We start from the raw sequence: 20,404 nt of genomic DNA, 5'->3' as shown, positions 1-20,404 counted from the left end.
CGCGCATTGCCGAAAGAGGCAATGCTTATGGTTGTCTACAGGGTCAGCACCGAAATGACCGCATGCACCAGCAGCGTCACCGTCACCCCGACGATGATCGAGCGGGCGATGGCGGTGTTGATTTCCAGCACGGACTCCTTGTGCCCGCCTCCGATGACGATGGCGGCGATCCCGGCGAGGAGCGCGCTGAGCGCCACCTTCAGCAGCACCCAGGCCATGGAGGGCGCCGGCCGATAACCGTCGAGGATCAGCTTCTGGAAGAACTGGCCCCGCCACAGCTCGAAGTTCTGCTGCGGGAACTGGATGTGCCACGTCTGCATCGAGGCCCAGCTCGCCACCCCCAGCGACAGCACCAGCAGCATCAGCGCGCCGGCGACCATGTTGATGAGGATCGCCGAGAAGATGTAGCTGCGCGCGGTGATCCGCAAATTCTCCATCGCCTTGAACTGCGAGGACAGCACGCGGTTGCCGATGTCGGCGGCGATGATGGCGTTGTTGCGGGCGACGAACAGGATGCTGCTGATCAGCGGCACCGCCACGGTGCCCTGAACGAGGCCGAGGCCCACCAGCGTCTCGTCGTGCAGCAGCGACTTCAGATAGCCGCCGAACGAGTTGTAGTGGAAGCCGAACCACATGGACACGAAGCCCATGATGAGCGCCCCGGCGCCCATGTAGACGAGCATGAGCGGCGAGACGCACAGTTCCCAGAAATACTCGGCCAGATAGCGGCTGAACCAATACGCCCGCGAGCGGTGGCCGATGGCCGCCGGCCACGGGTTGCGCCGCTGCCGGGTGGCGGCGGGGGCCGGCTGCGACCCCGCCGTCGCCCCGGCCGGTGGCGGAGCGACGCTGCCCCCGCCGGCATCAAGCTTGAGCAGTTCGGCCTCGATGATTTCGGCGTCGCGCGGCACCTCGACCAGACGGCGGCTGCGGGTGTCGAACAGCAGCACCCGGTCGGCGACCGGCAGCAGGTCCTTGACGTGGTGAGCCACCACCAGCGCCGGCTTGCCCATGCTGCGGCACAGGTCGCGGATCAGCTCGCCCAGGCGACGCGCCATGTTGACGTCGAGGCCGGAGTTGGGCTCGTCGAACAGCAGAACCGGGCGGTTGGCCAGCAGTGTGCGGGCAATGGCGAGACGCTGGCGCTGGCCGCCGCTACACGACGCGATGGACTTGCGCGGCTCGATGTCGCCGAGCAGCGCCGTGGCGTCGGACACCAGCGCCGCGTCCGGCGGGCTGCCGGCATGGTCGGCGGCGATGCGCAGGTTTTCCAGGGCGCTCAGGTCGTTGAACAGCGCGTGGTCCTGGAAGACGATGCCGCCGACGTGGCTGCTCTCGTCGGCCAGGTCCAGCGAGCGGTCGCCGCAGGTCAGCCGGCCGGTGACGCGCCAGCCCCCCTCCCCGGTCTCCAAAAGGCCGCCCAGCAGCTTGACGATGGTCGACTTGCCGCAGCCGCTCGGACCGACCAGCAGGACGACTTCCGCCGGTTTGATGGAGAAGGTGACGTCGCGGACCAGCAGCCCACCGCCCGGCCGGTGAATGGTCAGCCCGGCGATGTCGAGTTCGTTGGTGGAGCCGGTCATTGCGACACGCTGTGCAGGAGAGGGCGGGGCGAATAGCGGTCGAGGCGCAGCATCTGCTCGCGGTGCTGCGCGCTCATCAGGATGATGAGCTGGCCGGGCCGCCCGGTGAGGAAGCTGCGGAAGATGTACGCGGCGATGGCGTTGAGGTCGCTGTGCGGGTGGACGCCGAACAGCACGGACGGCGTCAGCCGCGCCAGTTCGCCGGCCGGCTGCGACAGCGGCGCCATGTAGGGGCCGAGCCGCGCGTCGGTGAACAGGCGACCCAGCACCTCCTTCAGGCGCACGTCGCGGGCCATGGCGTCCACCACGTTGCCGGCGAAGGTTTGCAGGAACGCCTTGGCCTGCCAGCTTTCCAGGATGCGCTGCGCCGTCTTCTCGACGAGGCCACGCTCACGCACGTCGCGCTGGATCGCCTCCATCGCACCTTCCACCGGCGCGAAGTCCCACTGGTGCGTGTGGAACACGTTGAGCAGCGTGCCCATGTTGGCCGAGAACATTTCCCAGAGCATCGGCTCCGCCCGCTTCAGCACGATGCCCTTGAGGTCGCGCCCGACCGCCTCGCGCAGCACCGGGTCGGCGCTGCGCACCAGTTCGTCGTACGCAGTCTTGGTGCCGGGGGCGCGCCACGCCGCTTCGATGGTCTCGCGCCCGATGTCCTTCAGCGCGATGCGGTAATCCTCGAACTCCGGCGAGCGCATCACCGCGTCCACCGCGTCGCGCAGCCCGCGCCCGACGGCGTCGAGGCCGCGCCACAGCTGCGCCCGCTCCTCGTTCGAAGCGAGCAGCCACAGCACGCGGAGGTCGGCGTTGAACATCAGCGCCTCGCTGCCCTGGATCAGGCTGGGGTCGCCGGGATCGAACAGCGTCACGTCGATCCGGCCATCGGCCTGCGGGTGAGCAACGCCCGCACGCAGCGTCGAGCGGTCGGCGCGCATGATGAAGACGGGCACCGCCTCGCCCTTGGGGTCGGCCACCGGGTCCTGGAGGCGGTACGTCCAGGTCGGCGGCGCGTTCCGCGTCGGCAGCGTCGCCCACCCCGCCGCCAGGAACAGAATCGCCAGACCGGCGCTGGCGATCACCGCCGCCGTCCGCCCGAACATGACCCCGAACATGGCATTGAAGAAGCGCACCGAACCCAACCATCCCTTGCGTGACGGGGCGCCGACACCCCGCGCGATAACACCGTGAGCAGCCGCGCCTTGTAAAGAAACTTCGTCACCCCGCCGCCCCGGCCGGATGGAACAATCGCGCACCACGGCTGTGGCTTCGGCCGGCCCGAGCGGGTAAGGTGGCGCGTGATTTCGCTTCACTTGCCACCGCGCAGGCCTTCATCATGATGACGACCGCGGGTTTCGTCGTTCGGCTGCTGTTCGCCCTCCTGCTCGTGTTCGGGATCTACAACCCGTCCGCCTACTCCTATTATCACTGGGTGCGGATGGACGGCGGCGGGGACTGGACGGTGAAGCTGTTCGTCGGTGCCGTCATCGTCTTCCTGGTGTTCACGCATCTCCAGGCGACATGGCGGTCCATGAAGCTGATCGGCGTCGCGCTGGTCCTCCTGATCGTCGGCACCAGCATCTGGGCGCTGTCCGACTACGGTCTGATCGACCTCGACGACCCCACGACGTTCACCATGGTGATGCTGACCAGCGTCGCGATGGTGCTGGGCGTCGGCCTGTCCTGGTCGCTGATCCGCTACCGGCTCGCCGGTCAGGTCGATTCGCAGAACGTCATCTGATGATCCGGTCCGAAATCTACCCTGAGGGACCGCAGCCGTGAGGTTCATCGGCTACGTCATTCGCGTGTTGAGCTGCTTCCTGCTGCTGTTCGCCACCTGGAACCCGCTGGGCTATTCCTACATGGCGTGGCTCGGCGAGGACGACGGGACGCGCCTGTCGCTCAAGGTGGCGGTCGGCGCCGTGCTGCTGGTCATCTACGCGATCTACCTGCGCATCACGTGGCTGGCGCTGGGGTTGCCGGGCTTCGCGATGGCGTTGACCATCCTGCTGACCGGATACCTGATGCTGCGCCACATCGGCGTGTTCGACGCGCAGGCGCCGTTCTGGACCAGCTATCTGATGCTGTCCCTGGCGTCGATCGTGCTTGCCACCGGGCTGTGCTGGGCGCACTTCAAGCGCCGCGTCACCGGTCTGTCGCAGACCCTCTACCCACCGCCCTGACGGGTTGCGGGAGAGTCAGCGGTGGTGCCGGGTGGCCTTGGCGCGGACCGGGGCTTCCAGCGGCAGCCGGGCGCGCGGCAGGCGGAAGTGGCGGTGCTTGGGGAACACGCCGACGACGTTGTACCGGTATTCCTGGATCATCAGGATCGCCACCAGGAACAGCCAGAAATTCAGCCGGTTGCACAGCCACAGCGTCAGCACCGCGGCGTAGAGCGCCAGCGCAGCGGTCAGCGTGGTGATGACCAGATCCAGCGCGATCTCCTGCAGCGACAGCCGCCAGCCGTGATGGGCGAAGCCGGTGGCGGCGCGCACCAGCAGCAGCGCCATGGCAACCCCGACGCCAAGCGTCAGGTTCAGCCGTTCGTCGTCCAGCGATAGCCGCTCGATCAGGAACCAGGGTGCCGCGTCCAGCCGATCGATGACGAGGGCACCGAACTGCCCCAGGCGAATGTCCCAGGGACCGCCGGCCATGAAGATGGAATCGACGCTCAGCGGCTCGCCCGGCAAAGGGGTGACGGCGATCAGGCAGACGCCGACGATCAGGCCCGCCAGGGTCGCGTTGTCCACCCGCCTCGGGCCATAGGGTTCGCTGTGGGCGGCGGTGTCCGTCACCCAGCGGTACAGCAGCAGCGGAATGACGATGAGCAGCGGCCCGATGGCGGCGGATAGGGCGGCGCTCAGGTGTTCCAGGACATCCATCGGTCACCGCCCCGATCGGTCGAGATCCGCCGGCGTGGCCCCGATCAGACCTCGACGCTCTTGTACCAGCGCTGGGTCGGCAGCAGACCGGCCCGGCGCGGCTTCCAGCCGTTCTCGATCATGATGCGCTTGACGTGGCGGCGCGCCTCCGCCTCGCCAATCGCGCCGTTCGAGAAATCGCGCAGGATCGCGGCCGTCTGGTCGAACTGCTTCTTGCTGACCTTTCCCTTCTTGCCGGCGTGCTTGTCCAGCACTTGGCGAATCCGCCGGCCGGTCTCGGTCTCGAAGGTGTAGTCGTTGTCGTCCGCCACCGACCGCATCACACCGCGCGCCTCGTCAAGGGACAGGCCGCACCGGATGACGCCCTCCTCCAGGATGCGGCGCTCGCTCTCGCGGTCGATGAACTTGCTCGCCAGTCCATTCAGCTTGACCAGGTCGGCAAACTTGCGGCGCGGATCTTCGATATCAGCCATTGCGGATCCTGACTTAGAAACCAGAGACAGCCTGCGGCAAACCCGGCCGCAACCACACCCCGACACAACGGCGGCGGGAATTCCGCTCCATTAAGGGTAATCCAATAGGATAAAGTCAAGAACACACCTCGCGACACGGCGCGTTGCCACAGGCGCTGCCCCAGAGTGGACGGGCAATACCGAGGAACAGCTTGCGCGCGGCCGTTACCGGCCTACGGCCAGCTTCAACTTCCACCCAAAGCAGCGTACAGTCGAAGAGGTTACCCCTTCGGGAGCATGCCCCCGGTCATGGACGCCGCAGGGAGCGACGAATCACCGGCAACGCCGCGGAGTGCCACGAATCCCGACCGGCTGACGGTACGGGCGGGCGGCGTGCTGTGGGCCGTGCCGGCGGCGGACATCCTGTGCATCGCTGAATCGGCCGCCAAACCGGAACCTCTGCCGCACACGCCGGCACCCGTCGAGGGACTCGTCACCATCGAAGGCCGCGCGTTCGTCCAAGTGGATCTGGCGGCGGCCCTTGGCGCCCCGGTCCACGACCGGCGGCCGGGCGGCGCCCTGGTGGTGGTCGCGGTCGGCGAGGGCGGAATCGCGTTGCGCGTCGACGCGGTGACGCGCGACACGGCGGCGCCGCGGCTCGCCATCGACACCCTGCTCCCTTGGGCGCGCGGCGGCGCACGGACTGGCCGGCCCGTTCTCCGCGAGGCGTCGCCCGCAGCGCCGGTGACTCTGCTGATGGTCGCCAGCGGCGGAACCAGCGTCGCCCTGCCCGTCGACCGAATCGAGCGCGTCGGCAAGGTCGATGCGACTCAGGCGTTGCGGGATGACGGGACGCTGGCACTGGTGCGCATCGATGACGCGCTGCTGCCCGCCCGCCGGCTTGCCGACAGCCTGCCGGGCGTGGCGGGTGGCGAGAATCGCTGGGCGGTCGTGTTGCGGGGCGACGACGATGCCGGCGCGGCGCTGATGGTGGACCGCGTCCTCGGCCTGGAGCCGTGCGACGCGGAGCGCATCGCGACGGTGACGCTGCCGGCCGGCGAGACGCAGCGCTGGCTCAACCGCGCTGGCGCTGAACCGATTCGGGTGCTGGACGCGGGCGGGCTGTTCGGCTGGCCTGTGCCGGCGGCACCGCCCTCCCCTGCCCGGTGCCGGGCGGCACCGGTCTTCGGCCACGAGACGGTCGTCACCGCGCTGGCCGGCGACCTCCGCGTGGCGCTGCCGCTCGACTGTGTCGAGCGCGTCCTCGATCCCGGCCTGCGCCCATCGGCGCACCGTACGCCTGGAGCCATCCCGGTGTTCGATGCCGCGGTGGCGCTCGGCTGCCGGGCGCGGCCAATGGCGGGCACCTTCGTCCGTGTCCGGCTGGGCGGCGGGGCCGCGCTGCTCTCCTTCGACCGCGTGCTGGCGCTCACCGCACCGCCGTCGCCGTGGCAGATGGTGGAGCCGCTTCCTCCCATGGGCGCCGCGCTGTTCGACGCGGTCTGCCGCGACCAGACCGATGCGCATTGGCTGTTCCGCCTGCGCCACGGCGCCCCCGTTCTCCCCCTGCCCAAGGATTTGCTGCGGCATCTGGCCGCCGCGCGCCAGGGCTGGGCCACTCTCGATACATGACAGCGCCACCCGGATCACAATAGGGCAGTAGCCGACCATGACCATCAAGACAAAACTGCGGCTGGCCTTCGGCTTTCTCATCGGCATCTTCGTCGCTTTCGGCGCCGCCGTCTTTTTCGTGCTTTCGGTGGTGTCGGCGCACAGCGACAAGATCACCAACGATGTCCTGGCCAGCGTGCAGGCGACCTACGCCATCAACCTCGATACCAGCGACTACCGCGGTGCCGAGATGCAGCATGTGTTGACCACCAGTGCAGCCGACATGCGGCAGCACGAGGCCACCATGGCGCGCCTCAAGGAGGATATCGCCACGTGGCGCGCACGCTACGAGCCGCTGATCGACACCCCGGAGGAGCGCAAATATTACGACGCGTTCGCCCGTGGTTACGCCGCTTACCTGAAGAACAGCGATGAGATGCTCATGCTGTCGCAGCGCAACAGCAACGACGAAGCCGTTGTACTGATCAGGAACTCGGGCGCGCTGTTCGATGCCTTCTCCAAAGACCTTGGAGAACTCGTCCAGTTGGCGGCGGCGCAGGCCAAGGCGGTGAACGCGGACTCCGCCGACATCACCAGCCGCAGCCGGGCCATCCTCGGCGCCAGCCTTGTGGTCGTGCTGATCTTCGGCGGCGTGTGCCTGTGGATAGTGGACGGCGCCATCGGGCGCCCCATCGCCATCATGACCGGAAGTCTGAACCGGCTGGCCGCGGGCGATTTCACGCCGGTGGCCCTCGCCACTGACCGGCGCGACGACATCGGCCAGATGGCCCGCTCCGTCGAGGCGACATGCATGGCGGTGCGCGCGCTGGCCAGCGACCTCGCCGAACTGGTCGAGGCGGCCAACGCGGGCGCGCTGTCCACGCGCGTCGAGGCGCTCGGCCATACCGGCGAGTACGCCATCCTGGTCAACGGCATGAACGAGCTGATCGAGGGCATGACCAAGCCGCTGTTCGAAGTGGTGGAGGTCATGCAGCTGCTGGCCGCCGGCGATCTGCGCGGGCGCATGGAGGGGGCGTACGAAGGCGATCTGCGCGCGCTCAAGGCCAACTTGAACCGCAGCCTGGAGTCGATGGTCAGCCTGCTGAACGAACTGGGCGCGGTGACCGCCGCCATGGCGCGGGGCGACCTCAGCCGCTCGGTCGCCGGCAGCTACCAGGGCGATTTCGCGGTGCTCAAGGGCCACACCAATCAGGCCATCGAGCAGCTGCGCGCGCTGATCGGCGCCATCGCCGAGAACACCGACCAGATCGCCGTCGCGGTGACCCAGACCTCCGCCGCCGCCCGGCAGGTCGCGGACGAATCGTCACGGCAGCTGACGACGCTGAACGCCGTCGCTGTGAGCGTCGGCGAGACCGCGGCGTCGGTGGACACCATCGCCAGCAACGCCGCGCGCGGCAGCGATCTGGCCGGCAAGACCAGTTCCTTCGCCGAGGACGGGCGGGTGCAGCTCGTCCGCCTTGCCGAGGCGGTGGAGCGCATCGCGCTCACCCACAGCCGCATCGAGCAGATCACCGGGAAGATCACCCGCATCGCCGACAAGACGCACATCCTGTCGCTGAACGCCGGCATCGAGGCGGCGCGGGCGGGCGACGAGGGCTTGGGCTTCGGCATCGTCGCGCAGCAGATCGGCCGCCTCGCCGAAGAGGCGGCCATCGCCGCGCACGACATCGAGCAGATCATAGCCGAGTCCACGCAGACCGTGCACCAGGGCGTCGGCACCACGGCCGAGGCCCGCGTCGCCATCGAACGCATCGCCGAGGCCGCCCGCGACAGCGGCGGCACAGTGCAGGCGATCTCCGCCGCCATGAGCCAGCAGGCGGGGGCCGTCAAGGACCTGCACGAACGGCTCTCGGCGCTGCGGCTCGGCAGTCAGGCCAACGCCAGTGCCGCGGAGGAGATCAGCGCCACCATGGAAGAGCTGGCGCGCATGGTCCACCGCGCCCGCGATCACGTCAGCCGTTTCGTTCTCGTCTCATCGGAGCCGCGCGCCGCATGTCCTCCGCTTTCCTACGCAAACTCAGCAAACTCCTGACGCCGCTTGCCGGCAGCGTCCTGCTCGGCGGGGCGCTGTACTTCGCCGGCAGCGCCTACCAGACGGCCGGGGTCGAGGCGCTGGAGACGGCTATGCGGGTGCTGGGCTACGCGCTCAGCATCGGGCTGATCCTGTTCCTCGCGCAGTTCGCCTACCGGCTGGTGCAGCTGGTGGTGTTCGACGGGCTGGTCGCCTCGGCGCTGGGCGCGCCGGTGCCGCGCCTGCTCGTCCAGCTTTCGGGTCTGGTGATCTTCGGCATCGCCTTCGCCGGCATTGCCGGCTACGTGTTCAAGCAGGACCTGACGGTGATGTGGGCGGCGTCCGGCGTGCTCAGCGTGGTGCTCGGCATGGCGTTGCGCGAGCCGTTGCTGGACATTTGCAGCGGCTTGGCGCTCAACCTCGACCGGCCGGTCCGCATCGGCGACCACGTGCGGCTGCACCGCACCGGCGACCAGACCATCGAGGGCCGCGTCGAGGAAATCAGCTGGCGTAGCACGCGGCTGCGCGACGATTTCTGCAACATCGTCGTCATTCCCAACAGCCGCGTCGCCGCCTCGACCATCACCAACCACTCCAGGCCGGAGCCGTTCCTGGAGTTCATGACCACGGTGGTCATGGACGCCATGGTCCCGCCCGAGCGCGTCCTGCGCATCCTGGAGGCGGCGGCCATGGAAGCTTCGCCCGCCTTCGCGCCGCCAAGCGCCCCACCGCCCTACGTGCGGGTGCGCGCCATCACGCTGGACGGCGTCGAATACGCCATCTTCTTCAACCCGCGGGTGGAGCTGCGCTTCCGTGCCCGCAGCGCGATCCTGCACAAGGCGCTGGATCATTTGCAGGCCGCCGGCCTGCGGCCCGCGTGGCCGAAGGGCGAGCGCGCCGCCGGCGATCCCGCCACGACGGCGTGGCGCGACATCGACGCGCCGCTGATGGCGCGGTCCCTGGCGGCGACCGACCTGCTGAAGGGGATGCCGGTGGAGGACGTTCAGGTGCTGGCCGAGAACGCCCGGCTGCGCCGGATGCCGGCGGGCATCACGCTGGTCCAGGCCGGCGAGGCGGCAGCGGCGCTGTACGTCGTCGTCGAAGGGCTGGTCAGCGTGGCGGCGGGCCGCAGCCGCGGAGCCCAAGCCGAGGCGGCCCGCGACGCCGGCCCCGGCAGCGTGATCGGCGCCGCCTCGCTGTTCCAGGGCACGCCCTATGCGGACACCGTTCGGTGTCGGACCGGAGTCCTGCTCATCGAGGTGAGCATGGACGCCGTCCGCGCCATGGTCTCGCAACGCCCGCAAGGCGCCGAGCAACTGAGCCGACAGGTCGCCGCCCAGTTCATGAGCGAGCTGCGCGGACGCAAGAGCTTCGCCGACGAGGCCGACCTTGCCGCCGACGTTCTGGCGCACATCCGCCGCACCGCAGGGCTCCGCATCACCGCGCCGTCGGGTTAAGCCTTCGCGGGCCGGTCCAGGCCCATGATGGTCAGCAGGGCGCCCATGGCGCGCGCCTGAGTCCAGATCGGGTCCACCGCCTCGTCAGCCGGGGGCGGAGCGGCGGATGCCAGCGTGAAGACTTTTTCGGCGAGGGGGATGGCCTCCCGGCGAAGGCTCTGCTCCAGCCGTGAGAACTCCGGCGGCTTGCCGGCGCCAAGGCGGCTGGAGAACGCGTGGAGGGCGCCGAGCTGGTGGAGTGTCGCCCCGAACACGGACGCCGACACGTCCCGGCGCCCCACCGACTTCATGGCGATCTTCCACAGCAGCGTGGACAGGTCGATCAGCACCGCGCCGAACGCGCGCAACGCCTCTTCATCATAGGGGGCGACGAACGCCGTGCGCTCCTCGTCGCCGTCCCTCAGGGCGTCCAGCAGGCGGGTGGACACCGTCAGCAGGTCGTCGACCTGCGACACCACGGCCATGTTGTCGTAGAGCGCCAGCAGGTCCGGCTTGCCGATGAAGGTGCCGATCGTCTCGCCGGAGCGCTTCAGCGTCACCCGGCTCAGGCGGCGGGAGTGCTCCGACACCATCTTCAGCGCGGCCCGGCGGTCGAGGATCTCCAGCACCCAGCGCACCCCTTCGATGCGCAGCACGTCCAGGGAGATGGTCTGCAAGTCGGGAAAGTCCCGTGTGTCGAGCAGGCGGCGCAGGTGATCGGTCGATTCGCAGGCCCGCGCCGCGAGAGTCTGCGCGACCTCGTCCACGGCAGCGTGCAGCGCGGTGCCCGGCCGGCCGCACGCGCGGGCAAGCCGGCCCAGCGCGTCCGCCGTGGCGATGGCGTCGGGCGGGGCGACGGCCGGGTCGGCCATGACATCCAGGAGGTGGCGGCAGAGCACCCGCGACGTCGCGGTCACCCGTTCGACGTACTGGCCGCCGGTGCGGTCGATGTCGCGGATCACGGCCACCGCCTCGGCCGGGGTGAGCGCCTGCGCTGATTCGGCCCGGTTCATCATGGCGGCACCGAGATGGTCAACCGTACGAGGTTGCGGCCATCGGCGCGGCGATAGGTTGCCCGGTCGACCGATTGCCTGACCAGGAAAACGCCCAGGCCGCCGACCCGCCGCGTCTCCACATCGGCGCTCAGATCGGGCGGCGGCGCCTCGGAGAAGGGATCGTAGGCGGTGGCGTCATCCTCCACTTCGGCGTGGATCTCCCGGCCATCGGCCTCCAGCCGGACCCGAATCGCGTGCGCGCCGCCGCCGGGATAGCCGTAGGACACCGTGTTGGTGATCAGCTCGTCGAAGCAGAGGTTCAGCCGGAAGGCGACCGCCATGGGCAAGCCGTGGCTTTCGACGAAGGCGTCCACCTCGCTCGCCAGCCGATGCAACTCGGCGACGTCGTTGGTCAGGACCACTTCGAGCCGCTTGCCCATTCACCATTGTTCCCTGTCGGCGTTCCCTGCCGGCGCGCGCTCGATGATCGGCGGGTTCGGGGCGAAGCTCAAGCCCTCGTTTCCGCGGCTTTGCGCATCCGAATGCACTCCGTCTCTCTATCGGCTGCTCGACATGACATGGTTTCATGTATCCTCTAATGCATATTTGGACGACCGGGCGGAGAGAGGCGGGAATGATCACGGGGAGCGCACTGGCGCTGAGGACCGGGGCGGTGATCGCCGCGACGGTCGCCGTGGCCGTCCTGCTGTCGGTCGCCCTGGCGGAGGCGAAATTCGACCGCACGCTGCGCGACGTCACCGGGTCTCGCCTGTCGGTCATGGTGGACGAGGTGCGGCGTAAGGTCGAATACGGGCTGACGCTGGGGCTCGACCTCGCCGAGCTGGCCGATGTCCAGGGGCTCGTCGAACGCACCGCCGGCCTGGAGGAGGTCCTGGATGTGCAGGTGGTGGACGAGGACGCGGTCGTCCTGTTCGCCGCCGAACGGGCGGCGGTGGGCCATCCATCGGCCATCACGTGGACGCCCGGCATGGCCGCGGCCCCCGGCGCCATCCGGCAGCGCGTGGACGGCGACCGGATGATCCTCGGCGCCACGATCCGCAACAGCTTCGGTCAGACCGTCGGCCAGGTGCTGCTGCGCTCCTCCCTGACCGGCTTGCGCGCCCGCGCCGCCGAGGCCGCCACCGGTCTGGCGAGCGTCACGCAATTGCTTGTCGCCGGCACCGCGGCGGTCACGCTGGCGATGGTGTTCGCCATCGTCTGGCGCAGCGGACGCCTGGGGGACGCAGCTGGTCAGGACGCGCTGAGCCGAGCCGTCCAATGGCGCCTCGAACACAGCGTGCGCGATGCCGAACGGGAATTGACCGCGCTGCGGCGCGACCTGGGGGCGTCGTGATGGCCGGCGTCCTTATGATGGCGCGCGACCCGATCCGCGCCCTGGTCTTCCGGCTGACGGCGGCCACCGTGGCGGTTCTGCTGGCCGCCGCGGGGATGGCGGCGTGGCTGGCGCTGGACCGCTTCAACCCACTCTTCCAGGGGGAGCTGGCGCGCAAGGCCGACACGGTGGGCGATCTGCTGGCGACCCAGGTCAACCGCGGCCTCGCCGCCGGCATCCCGCTCGACCGCATGCCCGGCCTGGACGCGCTGTTCCACGACGAGGCGGGGCGCCACCGCGAGATCGCCTACATCGCCATCACCGGAACCGGTGGCCGCGTCCTGGCGGCGGACGGCAAGCCGTTGCGGGGCGTGGCGCAGGTGGAGCCGTGGCGGCTGGCCGGGCCGGACGACAGCCGGCTGGTCAAGGGCTTCATCGACAACGCCCGCCCGCTGGGTGTGGGCGGGAGCGAGGCCGGAACGGTGGCCGGCCGGCTGCACGTCGGCATCGATTCGGCGTTCCTCGCCAAGGCGTCCACCGACCTGATGCTCGACATGCTGGCGGTGGTGCTGGTGGCGGTCCTGCTGGTCTTCGAGGTGCTGCTGCTGGTGGTGAACGTCGCCCTGCGCCGGCCGATCGCCCTGCGCCTGCTGGCCGAACGGGCCGAAGAGGGCGACTTCCGCACGGTGCCGCCGAAGGACGCCGGCAGCATGGCCGTCGCGCGCGTCCTCGACGGCGTCAATGAGCGCCATGCGACGCTGACGGCGCGCGTGGCGGAGCTGACACGAACGCTCGGCACCGGCCATCCGCGAGTGGTGCGGGCACGGGAGGGGCTGGCCGCCCTGGCGTCGCGCTTCCGGTTTCGCACGCCGGGGGGCCCGGCCACGCCGCCGCCGTTCAATCTGGTCTTCCTGCGCCTGCCGGTCTTCCTCTTCTGCCTGTCGGAAGAGCTGTCGCGGCCCTTCCTGCCGGCGTACGCGCAATCCTTCGGCCCATCGGCGCCTTGGCTGACCCCCGAGCTGGTGGTCAGCCTGCCGATCACCCTGTTCATGCTGATCTGGGCGCTGTCGCAACCGAGCGGTGCGCGCTTCTCGGAGCGCTGGGGGCGGGCGCGGGTGTTCCTGGCCGGCGCCCTGATCGGCTCGATCAGCCTCGCCATGACCGCCTTCGCGGCGACGCTGTACGACCTGCTGGCGTGGCGGTGCCTGACGGCACTCGGCTACGGGCTGGTGCTGATCACCGCGCAGGGGATCGTCGTCGATCACACCACCCCGCGCAACCGGGCCAGCGGCATGGCCATGTTCATCGGCGCGCTGCTGGCGGCCGGGGTGTGCGGGCCCGTCAGCGGCGGCATCATCGCCGATCAGGTGGGGTTCCGCGCCACCTTCCTGACCGGGGCCGTGCTGGCGCTGGCCGCGGGGCTGATGGTGGCGCTCCTGCTGTTCCGGGCGCCGACCCCGGTCACCGACCAGCCGCTGGCGCCGGGCTCCGCGCGGCTGCTGTTCCGCGACGCGCGCTTTGCCGCGCTGATGGTGCTGAGCGCGGTGCCGACCAAGATCGCCTCGACGGCCTTCCTGTTCTGCCTGATACCGCTGCTGCTGACCGCCGACGGCGCCAGCAAGGCCGAGATCGGGCGGGTGCAGATGATGTACTTTCTCGCCTTCATCCTGGTCTCGCCGGTGGCCGCGACGCTGTCGGACCGCTGGCAGGCACGGCGCGGGTTCATCACGCTCGGCGGCCTCGGCACGGCGGTGAGCTGCCTGCCCATGCTGGCGCCGCACACGCTGTGGGCGCCGCCGCTGGCCATCGCGCTGTTCGGCATGGCGCAGGCGCTGATCGGCGCCCCGCAGCTGACGCTGGTCTCGCAGATCGCCCGCGACGGCGGATTGCCGGAGACGGCGGCCATCGGCTGGTACCGGCTGATCGAGCGGCTGGGTGGTGCTGCCGGTCCGGTGCTGGCAATGGCGATGGCGGTCGCCTCCTCCTATCGCGACGCGATGTTCGGCATCGGCATGCTCTGCGGGGTCAGCGCGCTGGTGTTCTGGTTCTTCTTCCGCACCGCCCGGACGGTGCCGGCCCTTCGTCCGCAGGAAGCCTGACATGACCTTCGACGCCCGCCACCTGGACCGGCGCACCCTTTTGAAACTGGCCGCCGCAGCCGGGGCATCGCTTCCCAGCTCCGTATTGGCCGCGGTGCCGGACCGGATTTTCCGCATCACCATGGTGCTCGGCCGCGGGGTCAGCGAGAATGAGCTGGGCTTCCAGGACTATCTGGCCCGGCGCGGTATCCGGGCGGAGTACACGATCCGCGACACCGGCGGCGACACCGCAAAGATGCCGGACATCATGCAGGAGATCCGCGACACCCGGCCGGACCTTATCTACAGCTGGGGCACGCCGCAGACACGCGCCCTCGTCGGCCCCTACGACGCGGCCGACCCGAAGCGGCACATCACCGACATCCCGGTGGTGTTCACCTTCGTCGCCGCCCCCGTGGACGCCGGAATCGTCGCCGACCCGGCGCGGCCGGGCCGCAACGTGACCGGCACCGTGCACATCGCGCCGATCGCCGTGCAGCTCAACACCATCCTCGCCTACCGGCCGATCCGCCGGATCGGCGTGGTCTTCAACCCGCAAGAGCGCAACTCGGTGCTGACCATCGAGGGTCTGCGGGCAGAAGCCGCGTCGCGCGGCCTGGAGCTGATCGAGGAGCCGGTGCCGACCGACGGCGGCGGCCGACCGTCGTCGGACGCGGTGCCGGATCTGGTCGCCCGCGTGGCCCGGCGCGGGGCGGAGATCCTGTACATCGGGCCCGACACCTTCATCGCCTTCCAGAACCGTACCGTCGTCGCCGCGGAGGCTTTGCGCCACCGCCTGCCAACCTTCTCGGTGACCGAGCTGATCGTGCGCACCGACAAGGCGATGCTGGCGCTGGCCAGCAGCGCCTACGGCATCGGCCGCTTCACCGCGTTCAAGGCGGCGCAGATCCTGCTCGACGGGACCAGCCCCGCGGTCATCCCGGTGGAAACGCTGAAGCGCTTCTCGGTCATCATCAACATGGCGACGGCCCGGGCGCTGGAAGTCTACCCGCCCATCGGCCTGCTGAATTTCGCGGAAGTGGTCGAGTCATGAACGCCCTCGCCCCTGGCTTGCCTGCCGACCTGATTGCCGGCCTTCCCGCGGACTTGCCCGACGGCCTGACCGCGCGCCTGCTCACCGTCGGCGACGCGGATCTGCTGACCGGTTTCCGGCGCCGCGTCGTCGAGACCCTGCTCGATCCCGACCACTACCGAATGGCGGGTGAGGTGGGCGACTTCGTCGCCGACCATCTCGGCCGCCGCGGCATCACCGCCGGCATCTTCCAGGGCGATGCGATGGTGGCCTACGGCGCGCTCGGCCTGCCGGGACCGGACGATCCCAACCGCGGACGCGACCTGCCGCTGCCGGAGGATTCCCTGCCGCTGGTCGCGCACATGGCGTCCGCCATGGTCGACCCGGCGGCGCGCGGGCGGGGGTTGCACCACCGGCTGATCGTCTGGCGCCTCGCCGCCGCCATGGCGTTGGGACGGCGGCACGTGCTGACCACGGTCAGCCCGCGCAACCATTGCAGCTGGGGCCATCTGGCAAGCCACGGACTGTACCCGGTGCGCCTCGTCCGGGTCGGCGGGGATCTGATCCGGCTGCTCGTCCACCGCGACGCGCTGGCCTCGCCTGTCCTCGATACGGCGACGGCGACGCTGGTGCCGGTGGAGGAACTGGGCGCGCGCCTGGACGTGTTCGACGGCGGACAGCAGGTGTGGGCGCGGGTCTGCGTGGAGGGGTGCTGGTTCGCGCTGTGCGGGCGTGCCCGGCAGGCGGAACGGCGCCCCGTCGAAGCGGCGTTGGCCTGAGGGGCGGCCGGAATGGGCACGGGCGGGTTCACGGGGCGGTTGGCGACGCTGGTGGCGGTGGCGGTCCTCGCCGCGGCGCTGGCGGCGGTGACGCTGTGGACGCGCGGGCAGGAGCGGCGCCTGGAGGAGTCCGTCGCCTCGCACGCCGGCTTCGTGCTGAGCGAGGTCAAGACGTCGCTGGAGGCGCGGCTGACCATCGGCTTGGCGCTGGCCGACCTGCCGCAGGTCGACGGGCTGCTTGACGGGGCGCGGGCGAGCATGCCCAAGGTCTTGTCGGTCGCCATCCTGGACGAAGACGCCACCGTCCTGTTCTCGACCAACGCGGTCGAGGTCGGAGAAACCGTCGCCGGCCTGCCGACAGACGACAAAGCCACTGGAGGCACGGCGTGGTCGCTCGACCGTGATGGGGAGCGCATCCATGGCGTCTGGCTGGCCTCCGGGTTCGGCACGGCGGCCGGCGCCGTCCTGCTGCGCCTGCCCGGCGGCGTGGTGGCGGAGCAGGTCCGGCATTACGGGCTGACTCTGGCGATCGGCGCGCTTGCGGTGGCGATGCTGGTGGGACTGCTGGCCTGGGCGGCCGGGCTGCGGCTGGCCCGAGGCCCCCGCGAGGCTCTGTCGGCGCTCGCCACGGAGCTGGAGTCCCTGGCGCAGGACGCCGCGAACACTCCAGCCGCCGCGGACGCGTTCGGCCTCCCCGTTCGGGCCTTCGCCGACGCCGTGCGCCAGCGCATGGCCGTGCTGGCCGAGGCTGAGCGCGAACTGACCCGGCTGGACGAACTGGCATGACGACCGTCGCCCGTCCTCCGCAGCGGACTTTCGCGGCCACCCTCTCCATCGCGGTGTTGCTGGCCGCCCTGCTGACCATGATCGGCGTCGGGCTGTTCGGCGTGGTGCTGGCCCGCAAGCAGCTCGGCGAGGTGCGGGCCACCAAGGGCGCGGCGGTGGCGGAGGCCGTCCGGCGCGATCTGGCCCGCGCGCTTGGCCACGGCATTCCGCTGGAGCGGATCGAGGGTGTCGGCCCCTACCTCCAGGGCGTCGATGAGCGGAACGCCGACCTGGGCTTCCTGGCGGTGACCGGGCGCGAGGGCGTGGTCCTCCACGAATCCGGCATCGGGCGGGACGCGCTGGAGCGGTTGGCCGCGACGCTGCTCGGCACCGCCGAGCCGCCGGTGGGGAGCACCGGAGCGCTTCCGGTCGAACGCGACGGCTTCCTGATCGTCCGGCTGCCGCTCAGCGCCCCTTCAGCCAAGGGGCCGGCCAAGGGACACGAGATCGTCGGGCACGTGCTGGTCGGGGTGCGGTCCGAACAGACGTTCGAGCAGAACGTCAGGGACGGGATACCGGTGCTCCTCGGCATCGCCGCGATGCTGCTTCTGCTGGCGCCGGTCGCGGCGGCAACAGTGCGGGGTACGCTGGGCGGCCCGCTGGACCGCCTTGCCCGGCGCATGACGGCGGCGGCGCAGGGCGATTTCGGCACCCTGATCGACCGCCGGCCGCGCGACCAGATGGGGCGGGTGCAACTCGCCTTCAACGCCGTGGTGTTTCGGGTGCATGACCGCCGGCAGCGCTTCGCCGCGCAGGCGGACGAGGTGAGCCACGCCGTCTTCGATCCCGAGGTGGCGCAGGAGGTCGAGCGCACCCGCCAGCGGACGCTGGAGGCGCTCGGGCCGGGACTGGCCACGCCGCCGCGCCGGGTGGCCGACGCCAGCATTGAGGATGGCGGTGCCTTCATGGCGATCTCGATGGCCGCCGTCGTGGCGGCGGTGCTGGCGGCCGATCCCCTCGGCGCCTGGGTCGCCGTGCCGGCGCCATGGCCGGGGCTGCTGACGGCGGCTGCGGCCGGTGGAGGTGTTGTCGGACTGGCGTTGCGCCATGCGCGGGTGCGGGCCGGCGGCGGGAGTGCCGTGGTTCTGCGCGCCGCGGCGGCCGGCGGCGGGGCCGCCGCGCTGTGGGGCGCGGCGCTCGGCTGGGACTCCGGCGCGTTGGCCGTGACCGCGCTGGTGCTGGCGCTGGCAGGGACGCCGCTGGCCCGTTCCTTCGTTCCGCTGCGGCGCTGAGAGGCCGGCCATGCTGCTCCAGACCCGCATCATGCTGTTCGTGCTCGCCACCATCACGGTGGTCGCCGCGCTGCTGCTCGGCATCGCCGGTGTGCGTGAGGATACCGCCGACCGGCATGCCCAGGAGCTGGAACTGGCCCGCCTGGAGACCGCGTGGCGGCTCGCCATGGCGACCGCCGCCGGGCGGGTCGACCTTGGCCTTGGAAGGCTCGCCGCCGACCCGGATGTCGGCCGCGCGTTGCGCGCCGGCGACCGTGGCGAGCTTGCCCGCCGGGTCGAGGCGCTGGGCCTGCCGGGCCGCGACGGGGTGAGCGACCTCAACCTGTTCTCCTCGTCGGGCGACCTGCTCTACAGCTCCGACGCGGCGCTGACCCCCACCCCGCTGCTGGGGTCGGCGCACGTCGCCGCGATCCTGTCGGGCCAGCCGCCGCCGCGCGGTGTCCGGCTTGCCGATGGGGAGCGGCTGGTCTTGGTGACCGGCTTGGCAGTGCATGCCGGCGGGACCGACGCGGCCGGCGCCGCGGTGGCCGGCATCGGCCTGCCGGTGGCGCTGGACGCGTTGCGCCGGGCGACGGGGGGCCGGATCTTCGCCGTGTCCCGCGACGGCGAGCCGGTCGACGAGGCGGCGGACCCGCTCTGGCCGACGCTGCGGCCGCATCTGCTTCCGGCCACTGCGAAGGTCGGCGCGGTCGAGTACGACGGCCGGCACTACCAGCTGGTCCGCCTGCCGATCGCCGGTCTGTCCGGCGGGCGTGTCGCAACGGTGCTGGTGGCCACCGACGTGACGCAGGCGGTGGCGGAGCGGCGCTTGTCGGCGGCGGCCTACGTGGCGGCCATCGCATTGGTCCTGCTGACCGCGCTGGCGCTGCTGTTCTCGTACCTGCGCAAGAACTTCGCGACGCTGGATGCCGCGGTGCAGGCGTTGCAGGACCTGTCGGGCGGGCGGTCCACCGGCTATGTCGAGCTGCCCTCGGGCAACGACGAGATCGGGCGGATTACCGGTGCGGTGGACGTGTTCCGCGGCGTGATGCGCGACATCGAGCGCGCCGCCGGGCAGCGCGACCGCCGCATGCGCCGCCAGCAGCGCTTCATCCGCCGCCAGATGGAGACGCTCGCCGTCACCCTGGAGGATGAGGCGCGGCAAAGCCTGCTCGACGAACTCCGCGAGATCGAGCAGGAAACCTACGACCCGCAGTCCGCCCAATCCAAAGGCGTCGGCGACGAACTGGGCCTGCTGGCGCTTGGCTTCAGCCGGCTGGCGACGCGGGTCGGTACCCAGCAGGTGCAACTGGTGCAACTGGTCCGCGACCTGCGCGAGGCGCTGGCCGACAAGCGGCAGCTCATCAGCCTCCAGCAGGAGCTGGAGATCGCCCGCACCATGCAGCTGAGCATCCTGCCCAACGTTTTCCCCGAATTGGCCGAACTGGACGTCGCCGCGCGGATGGTCCCGGCCAAGGAGGTCGGCGGTGATTTCTACGACTTCTTCCCGGTGACGGACGACAAGGTCGGCATCGTCATCGCCGACGTGTCGGGCAAGGGCATCCCCGCCGCCTTCTTCATGCTGGTCGCCCGCACCATGCTGCGCGCCGTCGCCGAATCCGGCGTCGGTCCGGCCGAAACCATGCGGCGTGTCAACAATCTGCTGGCGGCCGAGAACGAGCAGTCGATGTTCGTCACCGCCTTCTACGGCGAGCTCGACCTGACGACGGGTGCCCTGTCCTTCTCCAACGCCGGGCACAACCCGCCGCTGCGCATGAAGCGCGACGGCACGGTGGCGGAACTGGGCCGTTTGCCGGGTCTGGCGCTGGCCGCCATGCCCGACATGCCCTATGGCGAGCGGTCAATCCAACTCGATGCGGGCGACGTGGTCTTCCTGTTCACGGACGGGGTGACCGAAGCGTTCAACGGCGAGGAAGCGATGTTCGGCGACGACCGTCTGGTCGAAGCGCTCGCCGCCCAGGCCGCCTCCCCCGTACGCGAGGGGCTGGACGGGGTCCTGTCGGACTTGGCCCGCTTCACCGCCGGGGCGCCGCAGTCGGACGACATCACGTGTCTGGTGGTGCGCTGGCGCGGTGCCGTGGCGCAGGCGGCAGAGGTGGCAAAGCGCCTGACCGTGCTATAAGGACCGAACACCAC

18 protein-coding genes are annotated in these 20,404 nt (G+C 70.4%); 12 read left to right on the top strand and 6 right to left on the bottom strand.

Going from position 1 to position 20,404, the window contains the following annotated elements; translation table 11 throughout:
• Positions 1-35 precede the first annotated feature (35 nt).
• Both ACSVDD_RS23530 and ACSVDD_RS23525 read right to left on the bottom strand, forming a co-directional pair.
• The gene (locus tag ACSVDD_RS23530) at positions 36-1,583 is read right to left on the bottom strand and encodes an ATP-binding cassette domain-containing protein (protein WP_448191841.1); all 1,548 of its coding nucleotides are present in this window, start codon (positions 1,581-1,583) and stop codon (positions 36-38) included.
• Positions 1,580-2,713, bottom strand: coding sequence for a hypothetical protein (locus ACSVDD_RS23525; protein WP_448191840.1), 1,134 nt, complete (start codon positions 2,711-2,713; stop codon positions 1,580-1,582). Before ACSVDD_RS23525 ends, ACSVDD_RS23530 begins: the two co-directional genes overlap by 4 nt.
• A gap of 203 nt (positions 2,714-2,916) precedes the next feature.
• On the opposite strand from ACSVDD_RS23525, the gene ACSVDD_RS23520 reads away from it, so the two are divergent.
• Entirely contained in the window at positions 2,917-3,321 is a 405-nt protein-coding gene (locus ACSVDD_RS23520; protein WP_448191839.1) for a DUF6524 family protein, read from the top strand.
• 37 nt (positions 3,322-3,358) lie between these two features.
• Entirely contained in the window at positions 3,359-3,763 is a 405-nt protein-coding gene (locus tag ACSVDD_RS23515; protein WP_448191838.1) for a DUF6524 family protein, read from the top strand.
• 15 nt (positions 3,764-3,778) lie between these two features.
• Here the strand turns inward: ACSVDD_RS23515 and ACSVDD_RS23510 are convergent, their stop codons facing one another.
• Both ACSVDD_RS23510 and ACSVDD_RS23505 read right to left on the bottom strand, forming a co-directional pair.
• Positions 3,779-4,462 carry a hypothetical protein gene (locus tag ACSVDD_RS23510; RefSeq protein WP_448191837.1) on the bottom strand — a complete coding sequence of 228 codons (684 nt, stop codon included), beginning with the start codon at positions 4,460-4,462 and terminating at the stop codon, positions 3,779-3,781.
• 44 nt (positions 4,463-4,506) lie between these two features.
• Positions 4,507-4,935 (bottom strand): hypothetical protein, encoded by a 429-nt coding sequence (locus ACSVDD_RS23505; RefSeq protein ID WP_448191836.1) that lies wholly within the window; start codon positions 4,933-4,935, stop codon positions 4,507-4,509.
• Positions 4,936-5,223: 288 nt separating this feature from the next.
• Here ACSVDD_RS23505 and ACSVDD_RS23500 point away from each other — a divergent pair, with 288 nt between their 5' ends.
• The 3 genes from ACSVDD_RS23500 to ACSVDD_RS23490 are packed head-to-tail and all read left to right on the top strand — an operon-like array spanning position 5,224 to position 10,014.
• Entirely contained in the window at positions 5,224-6,546 is a 1,323-nt protein-coding gene (locus ACSVDD_RS23500; RefSeq protein ID WP_448191835.1) for a chemotaxis protein CheW, read from the top strand.
• Positions 6,547-6,583: 37 nt separating this feature from the next.
• Positions 6,584-8,578 (top strand): HAMP domain-containing methyl-accepting chemotaxis protein, encoded by a 1,995-nt coding sequence (locus ACSVDD_RS23495; protein ID WP_448191834.1) that lies wholly within the window; start codon positions 6,584-6,586, stop codon positions 8,576-8,578.
• A complete protein-coding gene (locus ACSVDD_RS23490) occupies positions 8,539-10,014 on the top strand; it encodes a mechanosensitive ion channel family protein (RefSeq protein ID WP_448191833.1) in 1,476 nt (491 codons plus the stop codon). The genes ACSVDD_RS23495 and ACSVDD_RS23490 overlap by 40 nt, the downstream gene beginning before the upstream one ends.
• On the opposite strand, the gene ACSVDD_RS23485 is transcribed toward ACSVDD_RS23490, so the two are convergent.
• On the bottom strand, positions 10,011-11,009 hold the full coding sequence (locus ACSVDD_RS23485) for a hypothetical protein (protein ID WP_448191832.1): 999 nt from the start codon (positions 11,007-11,009) through the stop codon (positions 10,011-10,013). The genes ACSVDD_RS23490 and ACSVDD_RS23485 overlap by 4 nt on opposite strands.
• Complete coding sequence (locus ACSVDD_RS23480) at positions 11,006-11,428, bottom strand: ATP-binding protein (RefSeq protein ID WP_448191831.1); 423 nt, start codon at positions 11,426-11,428, stop codon at positions 11,006-11,008. Before ACSVDD_RS23480 ends, ACSVDD_RS23485 begins: the two co-directional genes overlap by 4 nt.
• Before the next feature lie 194 nt (positions 11,429-11,622).
• Here ACSVDD_RS23480 and ACSVDD_RS23475 point away from each other — a divergent pair, with 194 nt between their 5' ends.
• The 7 genes from ACSVDD_RS23475 to ACSVDD_RS23445 are packed head-to-tail and all read left to right on the top strand — an operon-like array spanning position 11,623 to position 20,390.
• On the top strand, positions 11,623-12,342 hold the full coding sequence (locus ACSVDD_RS23475; RefSeq protein ID WP_448191830.1) for a hypothetical protein: 720 nt from the start codon (positions 11,623-11,625) through the stop codon (positions 12,340-12,342).
• On the top strand, positions 12,342-14,420 hold the full coding sequence (locus tag ACSVDD_RS23470; protein WP_448191829.1) for an MFS transporter: 2,079 nt from the start codon (positions 12,342-12,344) through the stop codon (positions 14,418-14,420). The genes ACSVDD_RS23475 and ACSVDD_RS23470 overlap by 1 nt, the downstream gene beginning before the upstream one ends.
• 1 nt (position 14,421) lies before the next feature.
• A complete protein-coding gene (locus tag ACSVDD_RS23465; RefSeq protein ID WP_448191828.1) occupies positions 14,422-15,453 on the top strand; it encodes an ABC transporter substrate-binding protein in 1,032 nt (343 codons plus the stop codon).
• The gene (locus tag ACSVDD_RS23460; RefSeq protein ID WP_448191827.1) at positions 15,450-16,211 is read left to right on the top strand and encodes a GNAT family N-acetyltransferase; all 762 of its coding nucleotides are present in this window, start codon (positions 15,450-15,452) and stop codon (positions 16,209-16,211) included. Before ACSVDD_RS23465 ends, ACSVDD_RS23460 begins: the two co-directional genes overlap by 4 nt.
• A gap of 12 nt (positions 16,212-16,223) precedes the next feature.
• Entirely contained in the window at positions 16,224-16,997 is a 774-nt protein-coding gene (locus tag ACSVDD_RS23455; RefSeq protein ID WP_448191826.1) for a hypothetical protein, read from the top strand.
• A complete protein-coding gene (locus ACSVDD_RS23450; RefSeq protein WP_448191825.1) occupies positions 16,994-18,268 on the top strand; it encodes a HAMP domain-containing protein in 1,275 nt (424 codons plus the stop codon). Before ACSVDD_RS23455 ends, ACSVDD_RS23450 begins: the two co-directional genes overlap by 4 nt.
• 10 nt (positions 18,269-18,278) lie before the next feature.
• Positions 18,279-20,390, top strand: coding sequence for a PP2C family protein-serine/threonine phosphatase (locus ACSVDD_RS23445; RefSeq protein WP_448191824.1), 2,112 nt, complete (start codon positions 18,279-18,281; stop codon positions 20,388-20,390).
• Positions 20,391-20,404 lie beyond the last annotated feature (14 nt).

Source organism: Azospirillum terrae (genome assembly GCF_053470425.1).
The sequence above is the reverse complement of the archived record's forward strand: the minus strand, read 5'-3'. Positions and strand labels throughout refer to the sequence as shown.